General features: G+C 60.0%; 18 protein-coding genes. 3 read left to right on the top strand and 15 right to left on the bottom strand.

The annotated features are described in order from the left end of the window. Positions 1-103 precede the first annotated feature (103 nt). The 3 genes from FBY10_RS02530 to FBY10_RS02520 all read right to left on the bottom strand — a co-directional run bounded on the left by FBY10_RS02530 (position 104) and on the right by FBY10_RS02520 (position 4,504). The gene (locus tag FBY10_RS02530; RefSeq protein WP_237683035.1) at positions 104-1,363 is read right to left on the bottom strand and encodes a hypothetical protein; all 1,260 of its coding nucleotides are present in this window, start codon (positions 1,361-1,363) and stop codon (positions 104-106) included. A 5-nt stretch (positions 1,364-1,368) separates the two neighbouring features. Beyond that, positions 1,369-3,894: a CS1-pili formation C-terminal domain-containing protein gene (locus FBY10_RS02525; protein WP_145335180.1), complete on the bottom strand. Its 2,526-nt coding sequence runs from the start codon at positions 3,892-3,894 to the stop codon at positions 1,369-1,371. A 118-nt stretch (positions 3,895-4,012) separates the two neighbouring features. Further along, positions 4,013-4,504, bottom strand: a complete 492-nt coding sequence (locus FBY10_RS02520) for a CS1 type fimbrial major subunit (protein ID WP_131697417.1) — start codon at positions 4,502-4,504, stop codon at positions 4,013-4,015. Positions 4,505-5,026: 522 nt separating this feature from the next. On the opposite strand from FBY10_RS02520, the gene FBY10_RS02515 reads away from it, so the two are divergent. After that, positions 5,027-5,575, top strand: a complete 549-nt coding sequence (locus FBY10_RS02515) for a PadR family transcriptional regulator (RefSeq protein WP_145335182.1) — start codon at positions 5,027-5,029, stop codon at positions 5,573-5,575. Continuing rightward, entirely contained in the window at positions 5,572-6,339 is a 768-nt protein-coding gene (locus tag FBY10_RS02510) for a siderophore-interacting protein (protein WP_131697419.1), read from the top strand. The genes FBY10_RS02515 and FBY10_RS02510 overlap by 4 nt, the downstream gene beginning before the upstream one ends. A gap of 18 nt (positions 6,340-6,357) precedes the next feature. Here the strand turns inward: FBY10_RS02510 and FBY10_RS02505 are convergent, their stop codons facing one another. The 11 genes from FBY10_RS02505 to FBY10_RS02455 all read right to left on the bottom strand — a co-directional run bounded on the left by FBY10_RS02505 (position 6,358) and on the right by FBY10_RS02455 (position 15,384). Further along, a complete protein-coding gene (locus FBY10_RS02505) occupies positions 6,358-7,314 on the bottom strand; it encodes a fimbrial protein (RefSeq protein ID WP_145335184.1) in 957 nt (318 codons plus the stop codon). Positions 7,315-7,420: 106 nt separating this feature from the next. Beyond that, positions 7,421-7,969 carry a fimbrial protein gene (locus FBY10_RS02500; RefSeq protein WP_145335186.1) on the bottom strand — a complete coding sequence of 183 codons (549 nt, stop codon included), beginning with the start codon at positions 7,967-7,969 and terminating at the stop codon, positions 7,421-7,423. An 11-nt stretch (positions 7,970-7,980) separates the two neighbouring features. Next, complete coding sequence (locus FBY10_RS02495) at positions 7,981-8,460, bottom strand: fimbrial protein (RefSeq protein WP_131697422.1); 480 nt, start codon at positions 8,458-8,460, stop codon at positions 7,981-7,983. A gap of 13 nt (positions 8,461-8,473) precedes the next feature. Beyond that, positions 8,474-8,986, bottom strand: a complete 513-nt coding sequence (locus tag FBY10_RS02490; RefSeq protein WP_371920959.1) for a fimbrial protein — start codon at positions 8,984-8,986, stop codon at positions 8,474-8,476. Next, complete coding sequence (locus FBY10_RS02485; protein WP_131697423.1) at positions 8,979-9,560, bottom strand: fimbrial protein; 582 nt, start codon at positions 9,558-9,560, stop codon at positions 8,979-8,981. Before FBY10_RS02485 ends, FBY10_RS02490 begins: the two co-directional genes overlap by 8 nt. A 21-nt stretch (positions 9,561-9,581) precedes the next feature. After that, positions 9,582-10,343: a fimbria/pilus periplasmic chaperone gene (locus FBY10_RS02480; RefSeq protein WP_145335188.1), complete on the bottom strand. Its 762-nt coding sequence runs from the start codon at positions 10,341-10,343 to the stop codon at positions 9,582-9,584. Continuing rightward, a complete protein-coding gene (locus FBY10_RS02475) occupies positions 10,340-12,943 on the bottom strand; it encodes an outer membrane usher protein (RefSeq protein ID WP_178116711.1) in 2,604 nt (867 codons plus the stop codon). Before FBY10_RS02475 ends, FBY10_RS02480 begins: the two co-directional genes overlap by 4 nt. A gap of 19 nt (positions 12,944-12,962) precedes the next feature. Continuing rightward, positions 12,963-13,523, bottom strand: coding sequence for a fimbrial protein (locus FBY10_RS02470; RefSeq protein WP_131697426.1), 561 nt, complete (start codon positions 13,521-13,523; stop codon positions 12,963-12,965). 50 nt (positions 13,524-13,573) lie between these two features. Further along, positions 13,574-14,095 (bottom strand): fimbrial protein, encoded by a 522-nt coding sequence (locus FBY10_RS02465; protein WP_131697427.1) that lies wholly within the window; start codon positions 14,093-14,095, stop codon positions 13,574-13,576. Positions 14,096-14,522: 427 nt separating this feature from the next. Continuing rightward, positions 14,523-15,146, bottom strand: coding sequence for a Pr6Pr family membrane protein (locus FBY10_RS02460; protein ID WP_131697428.1), 624 nt, complete (start codon positions 15,144-15,146; stop codon positions 14,523-14,525). Positions 15,147-15,150: 4 nt separating this feature from the next. Then, entirely contained in the window at positions 15,151-15,384 is a 234-nt protein-coding gene (locus tag FBY10_RS02455) for a VF530 family DNA-binding protein (RefSeq protein WP_016977534.1), read from the bottom strand. 507 nt (positions 15,385-15,891) lie between these two features. Between FBY10_RS02455 and FBY10_RS02450 the strand changes: the two genes are divergently transcribed. Beyond that, positions 15,892-18,309, top strand: coding sequence for a glucose/quinate/shikimate family membrane-bound PQQ-dependent dehydrogenase (locus FBY10_RS02450; RefSeq protein ID WP_145335192.1), 2,418 nt, complete (start codon positions 15,892-15,894; stop codon positions 18,307-18,309). A gap of 104 nt (positions 18,310-18,413) precedes the next feature. Here the strand turns inward: FBY10_RS02450 and FBY10_RS02445 are convergent, their stop codons facing one another. Beyond that, the gene (locus FBY10_RS02445; protein WP_145335194.1) at positions 18,414-20,750 is read right to left on the bottom strand and encodes a bifunctional diguanylate cyclase/phosphodiesterase; all 2,337 of its coding nucleotides are present in this window, start codon (positions 20,748-20,750) and stop codon (positions 18,414-18,416) included. Between the last annotated feature and the right edge of the window lie 3 nt (positions 20,751-20,753).

Raw genomic sequence — 20,753 nt, 5'->3', positions numbered from 1 at the left:
GCCAGCGACGCCAATAACAAACTGGCAGCAAGCTGCGAACACCGCCCTGCCAGCCTCGATACAGTCTTGCCGCTTCCCGCAACGGCATCCATCTGACGGCACCTCATACTTCTGAATCCCAGACCACAGAAACCTGGCCCGAATAGGTCGATCCGCCCCGGCTGAGCATCTGGTCGGCGGAGTCTTTCGTGACCTCGAAGTGCAACGTACCGGGCCGTCGATCGACGTAGAACCCCGGCTGGAACAACTCGGTACCGGCACCGCTCAACAGCAGCGGCTGGCGGTTCACGGCTGCGCCATCCTGACGATTCAAGCCATGGGGCAGGCTGACGCTGATATCCAGGGGTACTTCATGACCGTCGGTGTTGTTTTTCAACGCACAGGTGTCACCGATGACGCGCTCGCAGGCCATCTGCATCTTGAAGCGCGACGAGGCGGAAATATTGAAGGTCTGGTCACGGAACAGCCGCGCCGGCTTGCGCCCCTGGTTCAACCAGGCCTGCCAGCCGCCCTGAGGGATCAGTTCGACACGGTTGCCACCGGGGGGAACCTCGACCTGAAGTTGGTGTTGCACAGTCAGGGTGAAATTGAAGGTGATGGAATTTTGTGAGGGCATCATCACATCACCAAAATCATAATCACCCCGAGGTCCCATCGTGTAGGTGAGGCTACCGGTGTATTCGCCGGAGGACATGCCCAGCGGGTTGGGCGTCCTGAGCTCATAGGCATACTCCAGCTGAGTGAACCTCATCACCGGGATGTCCACCGAGGGCTTTCGATTGCAAATGCCAGCCCCTTCAGGAACCAGCCAGAAGTAAGAGGCAAACGTAACGCCTGCCGCCAGATGGTTGGTGCTTTGGCAAGGACTGGGCGCTTGTCGCCATTGACGGTCCCAGCCAACACCTGGTTGGGCCCAAGCCGAGACTCCCGGCGGGCGCGAAACACTCCACATCCCACCCAGACCTGCAATGCGCATCTGTACAGTCTCAGTCTCTCCCGTTCTAAGATGCGTGACGGTCAAATCTCGCCAGTCTGAAGGCACCTGCACCATAAACCCTTGACGGTCGTCCTCGTGATTGGCCAAAACCGGTCCATTGGAGCTGGCGGTGAAGGTCGGTTCTCGAAGACTGAAAATATCCAGCGCCTTGCACCGCGCCGGAATATGGAATTCGCAGATCGTACTGATGGGCGTGGTGTTCTTGAATTTGTTGACCATCGGGTTGCCGGGATCGGGGCTGAACACAGCAGTAATTTCCTGGGTAAATGCAGCCGCCGTTGTACTGAACAACAGAGCTGCGCCCACACTGCCGAACCGGGTGATCAATGTGCTGATAGGTCTCATGGTAATTAGTGAACGTGTCATGACACTCAACCTGCTACGTGTGTGGTGATAGCGGAATCGGCCAACGTATCCGGCGTACACCGCAGATCACCGATCATCAGCACGTCGTTTTCATTGCGCGCGTTGGCGGTATCCAGGCGGAACTGGCACAGCAACTGGTTGTTGCGGCGCACTTCGAGGGTCGGCGAGCTGGCGTTCATTTCCAGGGAGAAGAACCCATCCACTTCGCTCACACCTCGGCTGGCGTGGTTGAGGATGTGATGGCCCTTGAGCGGCTTGCCCTGGGGGTCCACCAGGCGCCCGAGTACGGTGACGGTGCGCATCACGCTGATCTTGCGGTAGTCCACGCCGCCCTTGTTCAAGTGGTAGGCGGTGCGCGGTGGCTGGATATTGGCCGCCGGGGCGTGGTTGCCATCGAAGTCGAAGCTGACCGAGCTGCCCCTGTAGGCGGTGATCGGGATGAAGTTGCGCCCCGGTCGCAGCACGGTGCTGCCGCCACTCAGGTCATCGGCGCGCAGGACGATGTCGTCCACGTCGCTTTCAATATCGACAATCATCCCCGAGCCGCTGCCGGCGTATTGGCTGGTGAACACCATCTTCTGCCCGCCGAAGGCGAAGGTACTGTCCAGGTTCAGGCCACCGGTCAGTTCGTTATTGAACGATGAGCGCTGCACGAAGCCGTCGCCATTGACCGCGTCGTTCTGGAAGCTGGCCATGCCCGACAGGCCCACGCCGTAGGTATCGGTCAGTACCGTAGCGGAGACGCTTTGCAGCACGTGGTCCTGCAGGTCGCGTCGGTAGCTCAGCGAGCCATTGTTGTCACGCTTGCCATCGCGGGAGGTTCGCGTACCGATGCTGGCGGACCACTGCTCGCCGGGGCTGCCGAGCGCCAGGCTGACGCTCAGGTCGATCCCGCGATTGCGTTTGTCGCCGGTGCTGGAGCTGGCCGGGCGGTCGAACACCGACAAGCGCCAGTTGGCATCGCTGCCGAACAATTGGGTGCGTTCGGTCCAGCCCAGGTCCAGGCCCAGGCCTTCGTTGTTGCCTTCGCTGTAGGCCAGCCGCGCATTGATGGAACGCAGGTTGCTCAGGCGATGATTGATGGACAGCGACGAGAGGCTGGTCTGGCCGATGAACACATCGCGCTGGCGGATGCGGGTACCGTCGGGCAGGGTTTCGTAGGTGTTGCGGTTGTCCAGCCAACTGCGCGTGTGGTTGAACACCACGCTGCCCAGGCCGTAGTTGTAGAGGCTGTTGAAGTCGACGCCGGTGCCGTAGTTGTCGGTCTGGTAGACGTTGGCATACAGGCTGGCGTTACTGGCCAGGCTCCAGTCCAGCGACGTGCCGTATTGCATGCTGTCCTTGACCTGGCGCCCGGACATGCCCAGCACCACCCGCGGGTGAGCCAGGTAGTTGAGGGATACGCCGGCGGTCAGGTCGCCGCTGGATTGTTCGTCCCAGTTGCTGAGCAACTTGCTCTCTTGCCCGGCAAATACGTTGTAGCGCCAGCGGTTGTCGAGGTTGCGCCAGTTGTTGGGCTTGTACACCAACTCCTGGGTGGTGCTGGTGATCTGGCCGTCTTCTACCAGGCGCACTTCCACCTCGTAGATGCCGCCGGGCAAGGGCCGCGTGTCCAGGCTTTGCAGGCCGGTGGAAACGGCTTGGGTGTTGATCAGCAGGCCGTTGCGGTAGATCTCCGCCGAGGCCTGGCGATTGGCGGTGACGTAAATCGGGTAGATGCTCGGCTTGGGGTTGCTGATCATCAGGCTGTCGGAGCTGCCATACATCACGCCGACGGCGGTGTCGGGGCTGGCACCGAAGGTGCGCAGTTGGCGGGTCAGGCCTTCGGCATTGGGGGTGAAATAGCCCAGGCGCAGGAACTCACCGCGCATTTCGCGCTGGGCATACAGCGAGTACACGGCATGGTTGAGGGCATCGTCGTCCGGGCCGCCCAAGCGCGAAAACTGCATGTTCATCACCTGGTTCCAGTTGCCCAGGCTGCCGCTGGCGTCCAGCCCCAGGCGTCCGCCGAGGTCCTGGCCCTGGCCGCCGCTGAGGTTGAGCTGGTTACGTACGATCAGGCCGGTGCTGCCACCGGAGGGCAGGGAGTAATACTTGGACTCTTGCCCCTCACGTTCGGCGTTTTCGGTCAACAACGTGACCAGGGACTTTTCCAGGTTGTAGTGGACCGCCAGCAGTTGCGCCGGGCAGCTGCTTTCGCAGGCGCCCAACGGCACGCCCTGCTTGAGGTAATCACCCCAACTATCACGCTCGACGTCCTTGATCACACTGCCTTCGTGATCGGTGAAATCCAGCAGGGTCAGGCGGTCATCACGGGTCAGCACGATCATCGCCTCGGCGACAAACTCCTGGTCCAATTCGACCCGTACTGCCAACGGCACATCAAAAAAGTGCTCTTCAAAGTCCGCCGGTAAACCCTTGGCCTGGGACAGCAAACTTCTTGGGGTTGTGCCAGTTGTCGCGTCAGCTGCAAACGCCCCCGTACAAAACAACAAGGCAAGCGCTGCCGCGATGAGAATCATCGGGAACATGAACGGATACTCTGATTACACTCGGGGAATTCTTGGATACCGATCAACCGACAGAGGCTGCCCGTCGATCGGTAAGGGCTAAGCAATAAGCCGATGCTTATCGATCAACAAATCGCGCTCAACGGGTGACGCGCGGCTCGTGATCGAACACCACGGTGTAGTTGGTGGTGTACAGGCCAGCGTCGGTGTCAGCCGGTTTGGCGGCCGCAACGACCAGGTCAGCCTGGGTGCCGGGAGTGGAGCTGGCATCATCCACGACTTCCAGTGGCGAACCGGTGAGGGTCACGCCGTTGAAGGTGGTGGTCAGGGCAATCGAAGAGGTGCCGTTGCTCAGGGAAGCCGGGCCGCCTTCGATGTAGGCCTTGATCGAACCGTCGGTATTTTTTACCGCGTAGGTCGCACGGATCGGGCTCAACTGACCGGTCACGGTGTTGTAGGACATGGTTTCGTCCTTACCGAAATCCGGGTCCAACGGCTGGGCGTGGAACTGTTTGGTTGGGATCGTTGCCTTGATGTTGATGACGCTGGTGGCTTCACCGGCGGCAAACACGCTGGAAGCGCCGACAGCCAGTGCGATCAGTGGCAGTACGAAAGCGGTCTTTTTAAGCATTTTAATTACCTGTTGTGGCATCAGATGTTAGTGGGGGATTCGTTATTTACTGCATGGCAAAACCCGAGCAATTCGTGTCTTGCGACGCCGGTAAATAGTCCCTCGAAAACCCACTTAACGATGCCAGCGCTTTCGCTTAAACGCGTAATTAATCACGACGCGACGCGACAGATAAAAACCTTATTATTCAATAAGATGAATATTAACTGTCATCCATTTATTACACCGCAGATACCTCAGTACCACTCGCATTAATCACTTATCCGTAGGACATGGGCTACACGCTATCTATTGAGGGGTTCTCAACGTGATTAGAACTAACGCACTGATTAACCAGTTTATCTTTCATTCATAAAAGTGCCATTTACCTGTCAAGTAATTGCTGGTATTGCCAGGCGCTAATTCAATGCATCCGGCCCGTTGCAGGCTGCCTTTTGTCGCCGCTACCGCTCGTCAGACGCTTTTGCGCAAAGCGTAAGATATATCTTAAGTTGTATCTAAATCAGACAGGAGAACACGACAATGAGAGACCCTCATCACCACCGAGACCACGGTGACGACCGCGACGGCTTCGAAAAACGCCCCGGCCGCGAACGCGGCGGACGTGGCCCGCGCGTCTTTGCGCCGGGTGACCTGAAATTGCTGCTGCCAGCTCTTATCGCCGAACAGCCATGCCACGGCTATGACCTGATTCGCCGGATCGAAACCCTCTTCGATGGCGCCTACAGCCCCAGCCCCGGCGTGATCTACCCCACGCTGACCTTCCTGGAAGAAAGCGAATTGATCGCCGGCGATGCCGAGGGTGGAAAAAAACGCTACACAATCACCGACGCCGGTCGTCTGTTCTTAAGCGAACAGGCTGTCGCTCTCGACGGCATTCGCCTGCGCATGGAGGTGAGCAAGCGCTCGTTGCGCGGCCATGATCGCCCAGCGGAAATCCACGAGGCGGTGCATAACCTGCGTCACGCCTTGCATTCGCACCACGGGCGCTGGAGCCCGGAAGAAATCGTTCGTGTCGCGGCGCTGCTCAACGGCACCGCCCAAGCCATTGCCGACGGGGAAGCCCAATGAATACTCAAGCCATCCACCGCGTGACCCACGAAATCAAACGCCGCCGCCTCGAGGTACTGCGGGTAGTCGATATCACCCCGCGCATGCGCCGTATCACCTTGGGCGGGCCGGAACTGGCGGGCTTTATCAGCCTGGGCAGTGACGATCACATCAAGCTGCTGTTCCCGCAGAACGCCGCCGAACAGGCAGCGCTGGAGAGCCCGACGTTCAGCATCAAGGGTGACGGCCCGCAACCGGCGATGCGCGACTACACGCCACGCCGCTTCGACCTGGACACCGGCGAGCTGGACATCGACTTCGTGCTGCACGGCGACGGCCCCGCCTCCACCTGGGCCGACCAGGCCAAGGTCGGCCAACACCTGTACATCGGCGGGCCACGCGGCTCGATGATCGTGCCGGACATCTTCGACAGCTACCTGCTGATCGGTGACGAAACCGCGCTGCCGGCCATTGGTCGACGCCTGGAAGAACTGCCGGCGGGGCGCAAGGTACTTGCGCTGATTGAAATCGCCAATGCGGCGGAACAGCAGGCCCTGGAAAGCGCCGCCGATGTGGAGGTGATCTGGGTGGTGCGCGGTCAGGATGACCTGCTCGACAGCGTGAAAAACCTCACGCTGCCGAGTGGCTCGCTGTACAGCTTTGTCGCCACCGAAACCAAGCTGTCGCGCCAGGTCCGCCGGGTGCTCCTGGACACGCATAAGGTCAATGAGGAATTCCTCAAGGCCGTGGGTTACTGGCGTGCGGCCGACAGCGAAGAGGAGTAAGCCTCAGGTGTGGGGATGTCATGGCACCCCCATGACAAGTACACCGCTGCCGCTCACAGCCCCGGCGGCAGGCAAGGACCCGGCACGCCGTACGAGGGAAAACGTCACATCGTCGCCTCCTACACTGTTGGTAATCTGGGTCAGGAACGAACCACCGACTTGAACCGCACTTGCGCCACGAACAAGGGCTGTCCCCACGTCCGGGTTGGTCATCATCAGCAGACGCGTGTCGAACGATGAGGGGCTGCCCTTGTAAGTGATGGTGATCGGCGTGGAAATCCCGCCGTCCGGGCATGAATAAGTGAGCCGGCGATTGCTGCGGATGGACGTGGTCAGCGGATCGGTACCTATTGCTCTCTGATGAACATCGCCGAAGTTGATCTCGATCGGGTTGTTATTGTTGATCGTGCAGGTAGACGGGGAGATGGTGAAGTTGTTGGCGGCCGTATAAGTGACGGTGAGTTGCGGCCGAGTCGCGTCGTAATTGTTCGAGCTGGTCAGGCGTAACAGGCCGAGGGTGTCGCCTGCTCGAATATCGATCGGGTTGGAGGGACTGTGGCGCACCAGAATATAGGGGGTGATATTGATCGGATAGCCGATCCCGTTGTTGGGCATGGTGGCCACCCGTATACCCGCCGGAACCGGGGTATTGAGGAAAGCGCCATTGATGCGCAAACCACTCTGTTCACCGGCGAACTTGGGGCCGGATGTCCAAGGTGTACCTGAGGCATTGCCCGTTTCCCAATAGTCAGCGCCCCACACGGGGCCCGCTCCAGCCGTAAACCGACATTCGAGCCGAGCACCTTCCATCAGAATCCTCGTGCGATCTGTATCGAGTCGCACAGTTACGGGAACGGTCAGATGAGTGACGCGCGCCCACTCACCGCCATTGACCCTGCAGTCTACGGCTTGCGCGGTTGTGTTAATGCCCATCAGCAGGAGAAGCACAATGGCGCTGTCATATAGTCGTTTCATGTTGATCTCTCGTTGCTTCTCTACACAGGCGCCATCCAGCGAACAATCAGCCCGTGTAAATGACCTGAAAGCCAATGCGTATGCACCCGGTTGTTGAGCTTATGAATTACGGATAGTCCAGCGTAAACGTAGAGGTCACGGTGTAGGCGCCATGGCCAATGGTCTGATCCCTGATGGCATTCGGCTCACCCTGCACATAGGCTTTGAGCTCGATCACATTGCTGCCATTGACCAATACCTGTTCGTCACTGACGTTATTCACGGGTAATGGCTTGTTGCTCAGCGTCTCCAGCCCCAGCCCGATACCCGAGGCACCGCTACCGCCATCAAGCGCGAACAATCCGGGCAGCGCCTGGTTTTCCACGCCGCCGAACGTGATGGTCACCGTGTTGCCGATCGTGGTGTCACAGTCCTCCAGATGCAGCTTGAAACCTTTGCCCACTGAGCGCGTGTTGATGTAGAGGTGCTTGCTGGTAAGGTCCCAGAGCTCCAGGTTAATTGCCTCGTCGCCAGGCCGGATAGTGCAGGCCTCTTCAACCAGGTTGCCCTTGAAATTCAGGTTGTCCGCCGCCTGCGCCCCGGGGATCAGGCTGAAGGCTGGCAGCCCCGCCAGCACGGCACACAGCCACCTCCGATGAACCCTTTCATGTCCCATGGCTTCAACTCCTACTGGTATTCGGCCAACAGCGTGGCCACCGCTGTAAACCTTGCGGGGGCCAGCGTTGCACCCGGCTGCTTGACCGGCACGACTTCCAATACCGGCGGTGACGACACGGTTATGTCCAGTGGCGTATTGAGTCGAAACGGCAGGTTATTCTGAAATATCCGAATCCCCAGGTCTGGCGCACTGGTCTGCAATGCCGCGCCGTCGAATGTCGTAGGTGCCCCGTTGACACTCAACTTCAGCACCCACGGCAGCGTGTCAGCCCCACAACTGATGGTGTAGCCAACCTCCTGACGGTATCTCACACCATCGACTCGCTTTACGCCGACATCGCCGAAATCGACTTCAATTTTGTTCCCCGCATCGATCGTGCAGGGCGGCGGTTCATTAAGCGTTCCGCTGAAGGTCAAGTTGGCCGAGGCGCCGCTGCTGAGGGCGATGGAACACAAGGCGAGCAAGGCTCGCCGCTGCCAACAGGTCATTGATCGTTCCTCATCACTGGTAATCGACCACGAGGGTAGCGGCGGCATCGAACGCGCCCCCCGTCAGTCTGCTGCCCGCGCGTTTGACAGGCACCGCCTGCACGACGGGGAAGGTTGGATAGGTAAAGTTCACGGCCGCATTCAGGGGCCAATCCGCGCCATTAACGAACAGTTTCACCCCAAGATCCGGGTTACGGGTCGAGAGTACGCGACCATCGAACGAAGCCCCGGTGCCCCTGAGCTCAAGCCTCATCGCATTGCTGAAAGGCGCGTCGCAGGTGACGGTATAGGGCACGTCGCGACGATAGTTGACACCGTCCACCCGCGACGTCAGCAGATCATTGCCAAAGGGCACGTTGAGCGTACTCCCACCATTAATGACGCATGGAGGAGGCGCAATGATGACCGCGCGGATGATCAGGCTGGTTTCGGCCAGCGCACCCTGGCTGACGGCCCACAGCAGGCCTCCCCCTATAAGAATGGCCCGCGAGCCGACTGCCTTCGTCATTAGATTGCCCTCACTCATAACTGAGCCTGAAATCCACCACGGCCCGAAATGCCCCACTGGTCAACGGAGCGGAGGTGCGCGTGGGTTGAACATGCCAGGTCTGGAGACTGCTGCCCTCGGTCAAAAACAACGGCTCGCCCCGGGAGCCCAGTTGCACGTCCCGGCCCAGGGCGTCGGTCAAACGCAGCCCCATCCCGGTGATGCCTTGCACTTTGACCAGCCGTGGATCATCAGCATCGGCAGGCGCGATAAACGTGACCGACAGCACCGGTTGATGGGCGCTCCATGCCAGGTTCCCGGTACGCTCACTGCGGATACTGCCGGCGATGCGCTGGCAGTCCTGGAAGCGCAGCTGAAAGGGCCTCGATGGCGCCTGATCGCCAGGTCTTTGCAACTGGCTGGCCGACACAGCGCCCAGGTCAATCGTTTGATGGCGCGATGTCATCTCCAGGCTGCAAGGCGATTCATGCATGGACCCGTTAACGTTCAACCGGCCACGCTGACCATCGATACCGTCGTCATCCTCGGCGCTCACACGCGCCGCCAAGGCCAATAACACGCAGCCCAGGACTTTCACGTTGTGCGACTTCATGGCGTTCTCCCGCAGCAGACGCTACTCATTAGGCGATGAGACTTGCGCGTTCACCGTGCAAGTCTGGCCACTGCAGGTGAACGCCAGGAGCGGGCGTCCACCGTAATCGTTCACATAGGCCAGATAGGGGGCCTGGCCAAGTGCCTTGGCCGTTGGCCCCAAAGCCAGCGTGCCCTTGGGCGGGATCATCACCGGTTCAAAGCCCGCCACGGTTTTGCCGTCTTTGCTGCTGCGCGCGTCCACCAGGGACACGTAGTAAGGCGTGGGGTTATTCACCTGGTAACGGTCGCCTTGCCGGGTGAGGGTGAGCTTTTCCTGCCAGGGATTAGCCAAGTCCTGCTGGCTGGGCATGATGGCTTGCGGGCGGTAAAACAATTTGATGCGGGTCTGCAGCGCAATTTGCAGGGTGTTGGATTTGTCGCTGCGCGGCGGAATTTCCCTCAGGTTGAAGTAGTAGACGGTCTCGCGATCCTGGGGCAACGATTTGACCGCTGGCAACGCCTGGACTTTCACCTGGCTTTGTTTACCGGGCTCCAAGCGTTGAACCGGCGGCAGCACGATAAGGGGCGAGGCGATTTTGTTGCCCTGCTCGTCCTCGATCCACCCCTGGGCCAGGTACGGCAACTGGGTGTTGTTATTGGTAATGTTCACGCTGGTGGCATCCTTGCCCCCATCAAAAATCACACGGGTCCGGTCCAGGCCAACCGCAGCGTCAGCGTTCGGATTGAGGCCCAGAGCCAGCAGTGCGAAGACCAGGAGTGTAGGGCGCGTATTGAGCATCATGAGGCGGTATTCTCCGTATCGGTGCGCTTCCCGGTCAGCGCTGCTGGCTCGGGTGAGGATTGATCAGTGGCGACACTCTGGCAGCGCAGTTGCAGGGCATCGGTCAAGCTGTCTGCTGGCAACACCACAGGCAGCGTGAGCAGGCATTGGTCGATGCCGCCCCAACTGACGATCATCTGCTCGCCGGCCTGGATGCCGCTCAGGTAAACGGCGCCGCCGTCGTTCACAATTCCGGTGTCCTGCTGTTTTATGTTTTTCACCGTCGCGCCGAAGGGCGGTGAACTGCCATCCGGCAGGCGCAGGACTGCCATGGCCTTTTCACCGGCAATCACGTCCAGCGATCGATAACCAATGGCCCCGTCGGTGAGTGTCAGTTGCGTCACCGACTGAGTGGCCTCGACGTTGCTCGGCAAGCTCTCCAGGTCAACACTGGCGGCCGTACGCTGGTAGCTGCTGATATCGGAGATCACCGCCTTGCCGAAGGCATTGGTGCGGGTCGACACGCCGTAACCCCGCACAGGCACGTCGGGTACCCCACCGGTGTCGAGCATCAGGCGGGTCCCGCCGACGGTATTGGTTCGGTGCAGGGCCGCACCGTAGGGCGTGAGCGTGCCGCCACCGCGAATAGACGCACTGAGGGTTCTGCCATTGCCTTGTTGTGTGCTGGCGCTGAGATCGATATCAGCCTGGTCGCCAATATGGCTCAGATAACCACTGGCAGAGCGATCGCTGGCACTGAGCTGGTAGCTGTTGCGTTCATCGATGCGGTCACTGTAACGCGTGGAAAAGCTCTCTTTGCCCGAGGTCCTGCTCCCATCCAGCGACAGTGTGCCGCTGCGCCCCAATGGCAGGCTGACCGTCAGCGCCATTCCGCTATCCTTGTAGGCGTACTCCTGACTGCGGTACATGTTCAGGGACAGGCTCATGTTCCTGACGGAGCCCACATTGAAGTAGCGCGACATCGACAGGTTCCAGCGCTGCGTGTCCGGGCGCCCCCAATACGTCTGTTTGTTGTAACTGGCGTAGACCGTCGCCCCAAGGTCACGAAACTGCTTATTGAGCGTCACCGTATACAGTGCCTTGCTGTCGCCGATCGGTTTCCAGCCCTCGATGAACTCAACGTTATCGATTTCGCCGCGCTCGCCGTTCAACCCGTAATGGCGAGCGTCCAGGTACTCACTCATGCTCAAGTAGTTTTTCTCGGAAAACCGGTAACCGGCAAACGTCACCTGGCTGTCGTACTGCTCGAAGTGCTTGGAGTATTGAAGGCGGTAGGATTTGCCCGAGAGCGACTGACTCCACACACTGGCGTGGGACTGAGTGACATCCAGCGATACGGCTCCAAGCGCCAACAGGTCACGACCGGCGCCGACAGACAACGCACGGTAGTTGTTATCGGTGATAGCGCCGCCGAACAGCGACCAGCCATTGCTGACCCCCCAGGAGAATTCACCGGTACCGAAAACATTGCCATCGGCGCCGTATTGAAGATCGGAGGGTCGCCCCGCCGCCAGCTTGTAACGAACCTGGCCAGGGCGCGTCAGGTAGGGAATGCTTGCCGTATCGATCTGGAAGGTGTGTACCGAACCATCCTGCTCTTCCACCCGCACATCCAGGGTGCCGCTCACGGCGTCATTGAGGTCCTGAATACGATACGGGCCTGCCGCGACCAGCGTTTCATAGAGCACGCGGCCCTTCTGGCTGATAACAACCCTGGCATTTGTTTTGGCGACCCCTACCACTTCCGGCGCGTAACCACGCAAGTTGGGGGGCAGCTGGCTTGCATCCGAAATGAGAGCGGCGCCGGTATAGCGGAAGCTGTCAAACAGGTCCGAATACAGGTAGTCCTCTCCCACCGTCAGGCGCGCCTTCAGTGCAGGCACTGCGCGATAGGCGTAGTAACGACTCCACTCCAGCTGTTGTGGGTCCCCGTACCCGCTGTCGAGGCCTTTTTCGACACGCGCCTGCCAGTCCGCCCTCAGGCGCCAGGGCCCGGCATTCGCCCCCAGGGTACCGTTACCACTGAGATTGTTTCGGGTGCCGTCATTCTTCTGATAACTGGACTGCACCGTCATGTTGTAATCGACCAGCAGCCCCGGCACGCCCTCATCCCAACGGGAAGGTGGATCCCAATTGATGGCGCTGTATTCAAGGTAGGCCTGGGGCACGCTGATGTTCAGCGTGGAGGTGGCCAGGTCGCCACTGACCTCCATGCCCGGCAAGCTTTCTATATCCAGGCAGTCACTGCCTTTCCACCACTTGAGTTCAGCAGCGCCCGACGCCTTGAGGCCCAACAGGCCCACCAAGGCCGGCGACAAACAGGCCTGGCTGCCTTTAGGATCATTATCGGGAGGATAGAAAGCCACTGAGTGCTCGGCAATCGCCTGGTTATTGATCTGCACCCCCATCGAGTAAGTGCCAGGCAGAATAAAACCGCTGCGCGCGAACTGAGACAAGTCAATATTAGTTCGATCACTCAGATCAAGAACGTCCGTATTAAACTCAATATCCCCGACAGCCATCGCAGTGCCCGGCAATAATATCAACCCACTGAAAAAGTTTGAGCGCAGCGTATTTTTGACCTTCGCCGTATTCAACATGCAAGCAACCCATCAAAGTTCAGAAATATTCCAACTTGAACCGCACTGCGGCACGGTGCGCGCCGGCCACTATGGGCAATCCGTTGCCAACAAAATGAAGCGTGAAGTGAAGCGTCATGTCGCCTTCCGACAAGGGATGCGGCGTCATCGGCTGACCGGGAATACTCAATTGGCCAACGGAATCCTCGATATTGAGGGCAACACCTTGTGAGCCACCAAATACCGCAAAAGAACGGCCGCCTCTGTCGGTGGGGCCATCAAATGTCACCCGCAGGTGCTGCCAGTCGGGCAGCGTTACTCCAGGGCGCAACGGGTCGGTGCGACTCAATGTGCAATTGACCAGGCGCAACTGGAAGGATTGGTCCCCTCCCCTGGCGCGTCGCAAAAACCGGCCAATGGGCTCGGGGTCCACATCGATGGTTTGATCGACACTGACCAACTCCAGCCCACAGGCCGAGTCAACGACCTCTCCTCCCAGCGTGACGAGCCCATTACCTTGCGCAGGCACCTGGGCAACCACCCAAGGGCTGATGAACATCGTCAATGAAGAGGAAATAGCGAGACTTATGAATGTTTTCACCTATGCCTCCACCAGCCTCCCCCGCCACCCTGGGTGGCGGGGGAAAAAGCTTACTGATAAGCCAAGGTGAAATTGGTCACCGCGCTGAAATCGCCCGGCACGATGTCGCCCGTAGCAGCGCCTTGCACATAGGCACCGAACTCCAGTGTGTTATCACCGGTGGCAATAACCTGCGGTGTGGTAGCCACACCCAACTGAACGGGTTGGCTGCCATGGGTCATCATGATGCCCACATTGCCCGCGCTACCGACGGTACCCAGCGCACCCGGCACAACGCTGGATGGCGCCCCCGTGAAAGTCGTGGTCACGGTGTTATCGGTGAGGCCGGCCAGATCGCAGCCTTCGAGCTCAATCAGCAAGCGCCGAGGCTCGGACTTCCCTCCCGCCTGCAACTGATGCTTGGCAATCGCGCCGAGGGGAATGGTTTGATCGACGGAGTCAGGCTTGATGGAGCAGGCCCCGGAATGGACCGAGCCCACAAACGTGACCGTTCCATCCGCCGCCTGAGCGACAGACATCGACCCTACCAACAACCCGATGGATAACAGCGCAGTGTTAATTTTAGCGTTCATGTATAGAGGCTCACATAGTAATAAACGTCATTAAGTCATTCCGCCGCTTTAGCACGCAGAACATCCCACTTTTTTTCCAATTACTTGCATTGCAACTCAGCTCATTTGAAGCCCGGCAATTATCCAGCGCAGATTTTAGAAGTTAAGTCGGCACATTCATTTAATTACGTAGCCCTGCAACACCAAGACACATAGGAAAATTATGGCAATTTGCCAAAACTTTGAATGTATCTGTAAGAATTGGATTACATGGATTTTAACGAGAAGGTTTTATGGGTAAATATAACTGTAGGAACAGGATTACATCACCTGAAAAACCAGGGCATTTATGTGAAAAGATTAACTAATGAGTTGAAGAGTTCGAGAGGAAGCACGCAACCGTTCGACAAGACGGTGCGTGCCCAATAGCGCTAAGGAAAGGAGTGAATCAGGCGCGGGGCTTGATGAGCTTATCCAGCCCCACCACGGCCAGTGCAACCAGCACAAACCCGGCCAGAATGCCCCCGGCATTCACAAACACCTGTGGATAACCGAGGGTGCCGACATCGATGAACGGGTATTGATATTGCCCGAGCAAATCCCCGCGCAGCAGCACATAAGCGAAGTAGATCAGCGGATAAATTACCCACGCACCAACGTGCTTGAGGCGCAGGCTGCCCTTGGGTACACACCGGCACCAGTAGATGACAAACAACACCGGCATCACGTCGTGCAGCAATTCGTCGGCGATAAATTGAAAGCCTTCGGGCTGCCACAAGTGCCGCAGCAACAGGCTGTAGGCCAGGCTCACCACCACGATGCTCACGGCAATGCCACTGCTGACACTGGGCGCGAGAAAAAACCGCCTGGCGGCAGAGTCCCGACGAATCAGTGCGTAACTGAGCACCACCGCTGCCAGGGTATTGGTCAGCACCGTGAAGAAACTGAAGAAGTTGATCAGCCCGCCCAGCAGGCTGGCGCCGGCTTCCCAGCGCGAATAGAAAATCAGGTATTGCTGAATCGCCAACCCCACCCAACCGGCCAGCGCCGCTGCCGCCACATACCGCTTCATGGGATCAATCCAGCGGGCGTTTGGTGCGCATCAGCTTGACGTACAAGCCTTCGACCTTCTCCCGCGCCCAAGGCGTCTTGCGCAGGAAGGTCAGGCTGGACTTGATACTCGGGTCACTCTTGAAGCAGCGCACATCAATGCGTTCGGCAAGGCCTTCCCATTCGTAATGTTCCACCAGGGTGGTGAGGACGTGTTGCAGGGTCACGCCGTGGAGGGGGTCGTTGCTTGTCGCGGTCATGCCGGGCCTATGAAAAAGTACTCACGAAGGTGCACACCTTATCACTCCACCCTTACAGGTAAAAAAGTTCCCGCTTTCGGCGAAAGACAGATGTTAGGTTGTAACCACCCGTCTCAACCCTTATCACCGTCCGCCCCCACCGTCTAAAAAACCCTGAAGTTCCCCCTCCCCCCCTATTTGGCAGCGGCGATCTGTCACTGTTACCAAATCGGAAATGATGCATCTTGCGATTCGTGCTTTCTCTTGGTGCGCCGGCGCTTTATCCTTGTCGGCAATAACCTGAAACGTTTCACTCCCCCGGTCGACCCCATTTTGCTGATTATTCCTACCCGTCAAGACAGCGCTGTCTTACACCGATCTGCGCCTGGGAATAAATCGCCCGCCTGTGGATAACGCTGATATCCCCAGAAAAACGTAATTAACGCTGAACCAAGCCCGTGCCGAATCGTCATCTACAGTGAAGAAACACGGGGATACATAATTCCAACGTAACGGAGAAACACAACTATGAGCACTGACGGTGCTTCAAGTCCAAGCCGCCTGCTCCCAAGGCTGCTAGGCGTCTTGCTGCTGATCATGGGGCTGGCCCTGCTGGCCGGTGGTATCAAGCTGAGCCTGCTCGGCGGGTCGCTGTATTACCTGCTGGCCGGTATCGGCATCACCCTGACCGGCCTGTTGCTGCTGGCCACCCGCCGCGCCGCGCTGGGCCTGTACGCGCTGGTGCTGTTCGCCAGCACCGTGTGGGCCCTGTGGGAAGTCGGCCTGGATTGGTGGCAGTTGGTGCCGCGCCTGGCGCTGCTGTTCGCCCTGGGCATCGTCATGCTGCTCCCGTGGTTTCGCCGTCCATTGCTGCGTGGCCAACCTGCCCCGCTGGGCACTGGAGCGCTGAGCGTGGCCGTGGTGCTGGCCGGTGCTACCGCCCTTGCCAGCCAATTCACCAACCCCGGTGAAATGGTCAAGACCGGCCAACTGGACCGCGACGCGGTACCGGGCATGGCCAGCGCCGCACCGTCCCAGGCGGATGGCGATTGGAATTCCTATGGCCGCTCGGCCTACGGTGATCGCTACTCGCCATTGGCGCAGATCACCCCGGAAAACGCGCACAAGCTGGTACCGGCGTGGACCTATCGCACCGGCGACATCCCAGGCCCGAACGATCCGGGTGAAACCACCGCAGAAAACACTCCGCTGAAAGTCAACGGCATGCTCTACGTGTGCACGCCGCACAGCCAGGTGATCGCGCTGGACCCGGACACCGGCAAGGAAATCTGGCGCTTCGATCCGAAGATCAGCAGCCAGGGCGCCGAGAACTTCAAGGGTTGGGCACACATGACCTGCCGTGGCGTGTCGTATCACGATGACGCCGCCTACGCTTCCGAGCAGAGCCCGACCGGCAGCGCCAGCCCGGCTGCCGCGCCGAACGCCTGCCCGAAACGCATCTTCGTACCGACCGCCGACACCCGCCTGATCGCCCTGAACGCCGACACCGGCAAGATGTGCGAAGACTTCGGTGACAAAGGCCAGGTCGACCTGCGTGCCAATATCGGCAGCTTCGCCCCCGGCGGTTACTACTCCACTTCGCCACCGGCCGTGACCAAAAACCTGGTGGTGATTGGTGGCCACGTCACCGATAACGTCTCCACCGACGAGCCCAGCGGCGTGATCCGCGCGTTCGACGTACACACCGGCAAGCTGGTGTGGAACTGGGACAGCGGCAACCCGGACGACACCACCCCGTTGGCCGAGGGCAAGACCTACACCCGCAACTCGCCGAACATGTGGTCCATGTTCGCCGTGGATGAAAAACTCGGCATGCTCTACCTGCCGATGGGCAACCAGATGCCTGACCAATACGGCGGCGACCGTACCGACGATTCCGAGAAGTACGCAGCGGGCCTCACCGCTTTGGACATCGACAGCGGCCACGTGAAGTGGACCTTCCAGTTCACTCACCATGACCTGTGGGACATGGACGTTGGCGGCCAGCCGTCGCTGATCGACATCAAGACCGAAGCCGGCGTGAAGCAGGCGGTGATGGCGTCGACCAAGCAAGGCAGCATCTACGTACTGGACCGCGCCACCGGCCAGCCGGTCGTGCCGATCCACGAAGTGGCCGTGCCGCAAGGTGCAGTCGCGGGTGACCGTACTTCCCCGACCCAACCGAAGTCCGAACTGAACTTCATGCCACCGCCGCTCAAAGAGCGTGACATGTGGGGCGTGACGCCGTTCGACCAGATGCTGTGCCGTATCGATTTCAAATCCATGCGCTACGACGGTGCTTTCACCCCGCCTTCGCTGCAAGGTTCGATCGTTTACCCAGGTAACTTCGGCGTGTTCGACTGGGGTGGCATTTCCGTCGACCCGGTACGCCAGATCGCCTTCGTGAACCCGAGCTACATGGCGTTCAAATCCAAGCTGATCCCGGCGGCCGATATCGCCAAGCAAGGCCCACGGGTCAGCGAAACCGAAGGCGTGCAGCCGAACAAAGGCGCGCCGTACGGCGTGATCCTCGAAGCCCTGCTGTCGCCCCTGGGCCTGCCGTGCCAGGCACCGGCATGGGGTTACGTGGCCGCGGTCGACCTGACCACCCACCAGACCATCTGGATGCACAAGAACGGCACCGTGCGTGACAGCTCGCCGGTCCCGGTTCCCCTGACCATGGGCGTACCGAGCCTGGGCGGCACCTTCACCACCGCCGGTGGCGTGTCGTTCCTCAGCGGTACCCTCGACCAGTACCTGCGTGCCTACGACGTGAAAAACGGCAAGCAACTGTGGGAAGGCCGCCTGCCGGCCGGCGCGCAAACCACACCGATGACCTACACCGGCAAGGACGGCAAGCAGTACGTGCTGGTCGTGGCGGGTGGTCATGGTTCCCTGGGGACCAAACAGGGTGACTACGTGATGGCGTTTAAACTGCCGGATTAAGCGTTATCGGCGGCAAAACAAAGGCGGCTACCCTCACAGGTAGCCGCCTTTTTCATAAGCAATGAAGATCAACATCCGGGAGGGGCGATGGACTGCACCCGTCGTTAGAGCGGTGTCCGTTCACGCCGCATCCACATCTCGAACGCCATGGCATTGAGCGGCCGGCTGATCAGGTAGCCCTGGGCAGTGTCGCAGTTCCAAAGCTTGAGCAGCTTGAGGCTGGGCTCGAATTCCACGCCTTCGGCCACCACCTTGAGCCCCAGGTTGTGGCTCATTTCGATGGTCGAACGCACGATCACGCCGTCACCGCTGGTGCTGTCGAGGTTGCGCACGAAGGACTGGTCGATCTTCAACTCCTGCACCGGCAGGCGCTGCAGTTGCGCCAGCGACGAATAGCCGGTGCCGAAGTCATCCACCGACAGGCTGATGCCACACCCGCGCAGTTGCTCCAGCACGCTCAAGGCTTGTTGCGGGTTGTGCATGATCGCGCTTTCGGTGATCTCGAAAATCAGCTGCTTGGCCGCCACGCCGTACTGCATCAGCAGGGTGGTGACACGGATCGCCAGGTCGTCATCGACCAAGTCATCCACCGAGATATTCACCGACAACTGAATGTGCATGCCGCGCTGCGACCACTCACCGATCTGGCGGATGGCTTCTTCGATCACCCACTGGGTCAGCCCGCCCATGCTGCCGGTGCGCTCGGCCAGGGGGATGAATTCGGCGGGCGACACCAGCCCCAGGGTGGGATGCTGCCAGCGCAGCAGGGCTTCGGCCTGGCACACGTCGCCGTGCTTGAGGTCGAGCTTGGGCTGGTAGCACAGGTACAACTCGCCTTCGACGACGGCCCGGCGCAGGTCGCGGATCAGGGTGATCTGGCGCTGGTGGGCGAGGTCGCGGTCCTGCTGGTATATCTGCAGATAGCCCGGCAGCGTCGCCGCATCATGGCGAGCGATAGCGGCGCGGCTGATCAGTTCTTCAACGTGCTGACCATCGGCGGGGTAAGCGGCGATACCGATGCTGACTTCGTGGCGCACTTCGTCATTGCCGATGCGCTGGGGTTCGGTAAGCAGCGCGTAGAGGCGGTCGGCGCGGGCCACGGCACGGTCGACCTCGGTGTTTTCCAGCAACAGCAAAAACTCGCTGCCGGTGATGCGCGCCGCCGTGTCGCTGGCCAGCAGGCTCATGGACAGGCAGCGGCTGGCTTCGCGCAGCATTTCATCCACACCCTCGGGACCGAAGCCCTCGTTGATAACGCGGTAGTTCTCGATCCCCAGGTACAGCAACACCACCGGCCGCCGCGCACTGATCGCACTGCCCAGGCGCTCCATGGCCAGGGCACGGTTGGGCAGGCCGGTGAGGGAGTCATGCAAAGCGTTATGGGCCAGTTGCCGTTCGCGCACGGCGATGCCGCTTTGCATGGCATTGAAGGCGCGGGCCAGCAAACCGAATTCATCGTGGCTGCGTACCCGCACCGGCGTGCGGTAATCACCGGCCCCGATGCGCCCGGCCGCCTCCACGAGTGCATTGAGCGGGCGCGAGACCCGCCGCGCCAGGAACAGCGCGCCGGCCAACGACACCAGCAGCACCGCCAGGGCAATCCCGAGAAACTGCCGGTCCAGCGGCGCAAAGGATTCCAGTGCATGGTCCAGCGGGCTCTGAAGCAATACACGCACTTCATCACCCTCGCCAGTGTTGGCCAACGCCAGCACTCGGCTGAGCACGCGCTGACCGTGAAACACATGGATCTGCGCCTCAGGGTTGAGCGGTGCGCCGTGCAGCAGGCTGAGGGCAGTGGCCTGGTACGCGTCGGGCTGGGTGCTGAACAGCGGGCCGGGCGTGCCGTCCTGCACACTGAGGAACGACACTTCCAGGTTGCTCATGGCGCGCAGTTCATAGGCGAACAGTTGGTCCATGGCAAAGCCCATCACGATGCGCGCGATGGGCAACGGGTCGCGCACCTCATCCTGCACCAGCAGGTAAGGCCGCCCGTCCAGGGCCACGATCAACATTTGCAGGCCATTGCGCCGCGCATGACGCAAGGCGACGTCATAGGGGAACCGCTGGCCGCGGGTGAGGATGGGGAGCGTGCTGACCATGACCTTGCCGTCCAGGCCCAGCACAAACACTTCGCTGGAACGGATGCCGGTGCCGTGGCGACGCAGTGCCGCCAGGATCGGCGCAGGCTTGCCCCCGGCCACGGCCTGCTTGAACGGGCCATCGCCGGCGAGCCAGTCGAGCCCGTATCGCAGGCGCCGCCCGCGCAGGTCCAGCAGACGCTCGAATACCTGGGTTCCGGTTTTCAGTTGGACTTGTGCCTGGTTCTCCACGGCTCGGCGGGTGGCGCTCTTGACGGCGAAATAGGTCGCGGCGACCACCACCAGCAGCAACAGCGCCAACACCCCGGCGATGCGGGTTTGAAAGGTATGGCGCCATGTCATGGC

The sequence above is a fragment of the Pseudomonas sp. SJZ103 genome, from assembly GCF_007828335.1.
Classification (GTDB): Bacteria; Pseudomonadota; Gammaproteobacteria; order Pseudomonadales; family Pseudomonadaceae; genus Aquipseudomonas.
Note: the sequence above shows the minus strand (reverse complement) of the source record. Positions and strands in the feature narration are given on the sequence as shown.

Bases quoted from the DNA above. Each gene is read 5' to 3' on its own strand.
- FBY10_RS02530 (WP_237683035.1), bottom strand. From the start codon at position 1,363: ATGACACGTTCACTAATTACCATGAGACCTATCAGCACATTGATCACC.
- FBY10_RS02525 (WP_145335180.1), bottom strand. From the start codon at position 3,894: ATGTTCCCGATGATTCTCATCGCGGCAGCGCTTGCCTTGTTGTTTTGT.
- FBY10_RS02520 (WP_131697417.1), bottom strand. From the start codon at position 4,504: ATGCTTAAAAAGACCGCTTTCGTACTGCCACTGATCGCACTGGCTGTC.
- FBY10_RS02515 (WP_145335182.1), top strand. From the start codon at position 5,027: ATGAGAGACCCTCATCACCACCGAGACCACGGTGACGACCGCGACGGC.
- FBY10_RS02510 (WP_131697419.1), top strand. From the start codon at position 5,572: ATGAATACTCAAGCCATCCACCGCGTGACCCACGAAATCAAACGCCGC.
- FBY10_RS02505 (WP_145335184.1), bottom strand. From the start codon at position 7,314: ATGAAACGACTATATGACAGCGCCATTGTGCTTCTCCTGCTGATGGGC.
- FBY10_RS02500 (WP_145335186.1), bottom strand. From the start codon at position 7,969: ATGGGACATGAAAGGGTTCATCGGAGGTGGCTGTGTGCCGTGCTGGCG.
- FBY10_RS02495 (WP_131697422.1), bottom strand. From the start codon at position 8,460: ATGACCTGTTGGCAGCGGCGAGCCTTGCTCGCCTTGTGTTCCATCGCC.
- FBY10_RS02490 (WP_371920959.1), bottom strand. From the start codon at position 8,986: ATGAGTGAGGGCAATCTAATGACGAAGGCAGTCGGCTCGCGGGCCATT.
- FBY10_RS02485 (WP_131697423.1), bottom strand. From the start codon at position 9,560: ATGAAGTCGCACAACGTGAAAGTCCTGGGCTGCGTGTTATTGGCCTTG.
- FBY10_RS02480 (WP_145335188.1), bottom strand. From the start codon at position 10,343: ATGATGCTCAATACGCGCCCTACACTCCTGGTCTTCGCACTGCTGGCT.
- FBY10_RS02475 (WP_178116711.1), bottom strand. From the start codon at position 12,943: ATGTTGAATACGGCGAAGGTCAAAAATACGCTGCGCTCAAACTTTTTC.
- FBY10_RS02465 (WP_131697427.1), bottom strand. From the start codon at position 14,095: ATGAACGCTAAAATTAACACTGCGCTGTTATCCATCGGGTTGTTGGTA.
- FBY10_RS02460 (WP_131697428.1), bottom strand. From the start codon at position 15,146: ATGAAGCGGTATGTGGCGGCAGCGGCGCTGGCCGGTTGGGTGGGGTTG.
- FBY10_RS02455 (WP_016977534.1), bottom strand. From the start codon at position 15,384: ATGACCGCGACAAGCAACGACCCCCTCCACGGCGTGACCCTGCAACAC.
- FBY10_RS02450 (WP_145335192.1), top strand. From the start codon at position 15,892: ATGAGCACTGACGGTGCTTCAAGTCCAAGCCGCCTGCTCCCAAGGCTG.
- FBY10_RS02445 (WP_145335194.1), bottom strand. From the start codon at position 20,750: ATGACATGGCGCCATACCTTTCAAACCCGCATCGCCGGGGTGTTGGCG.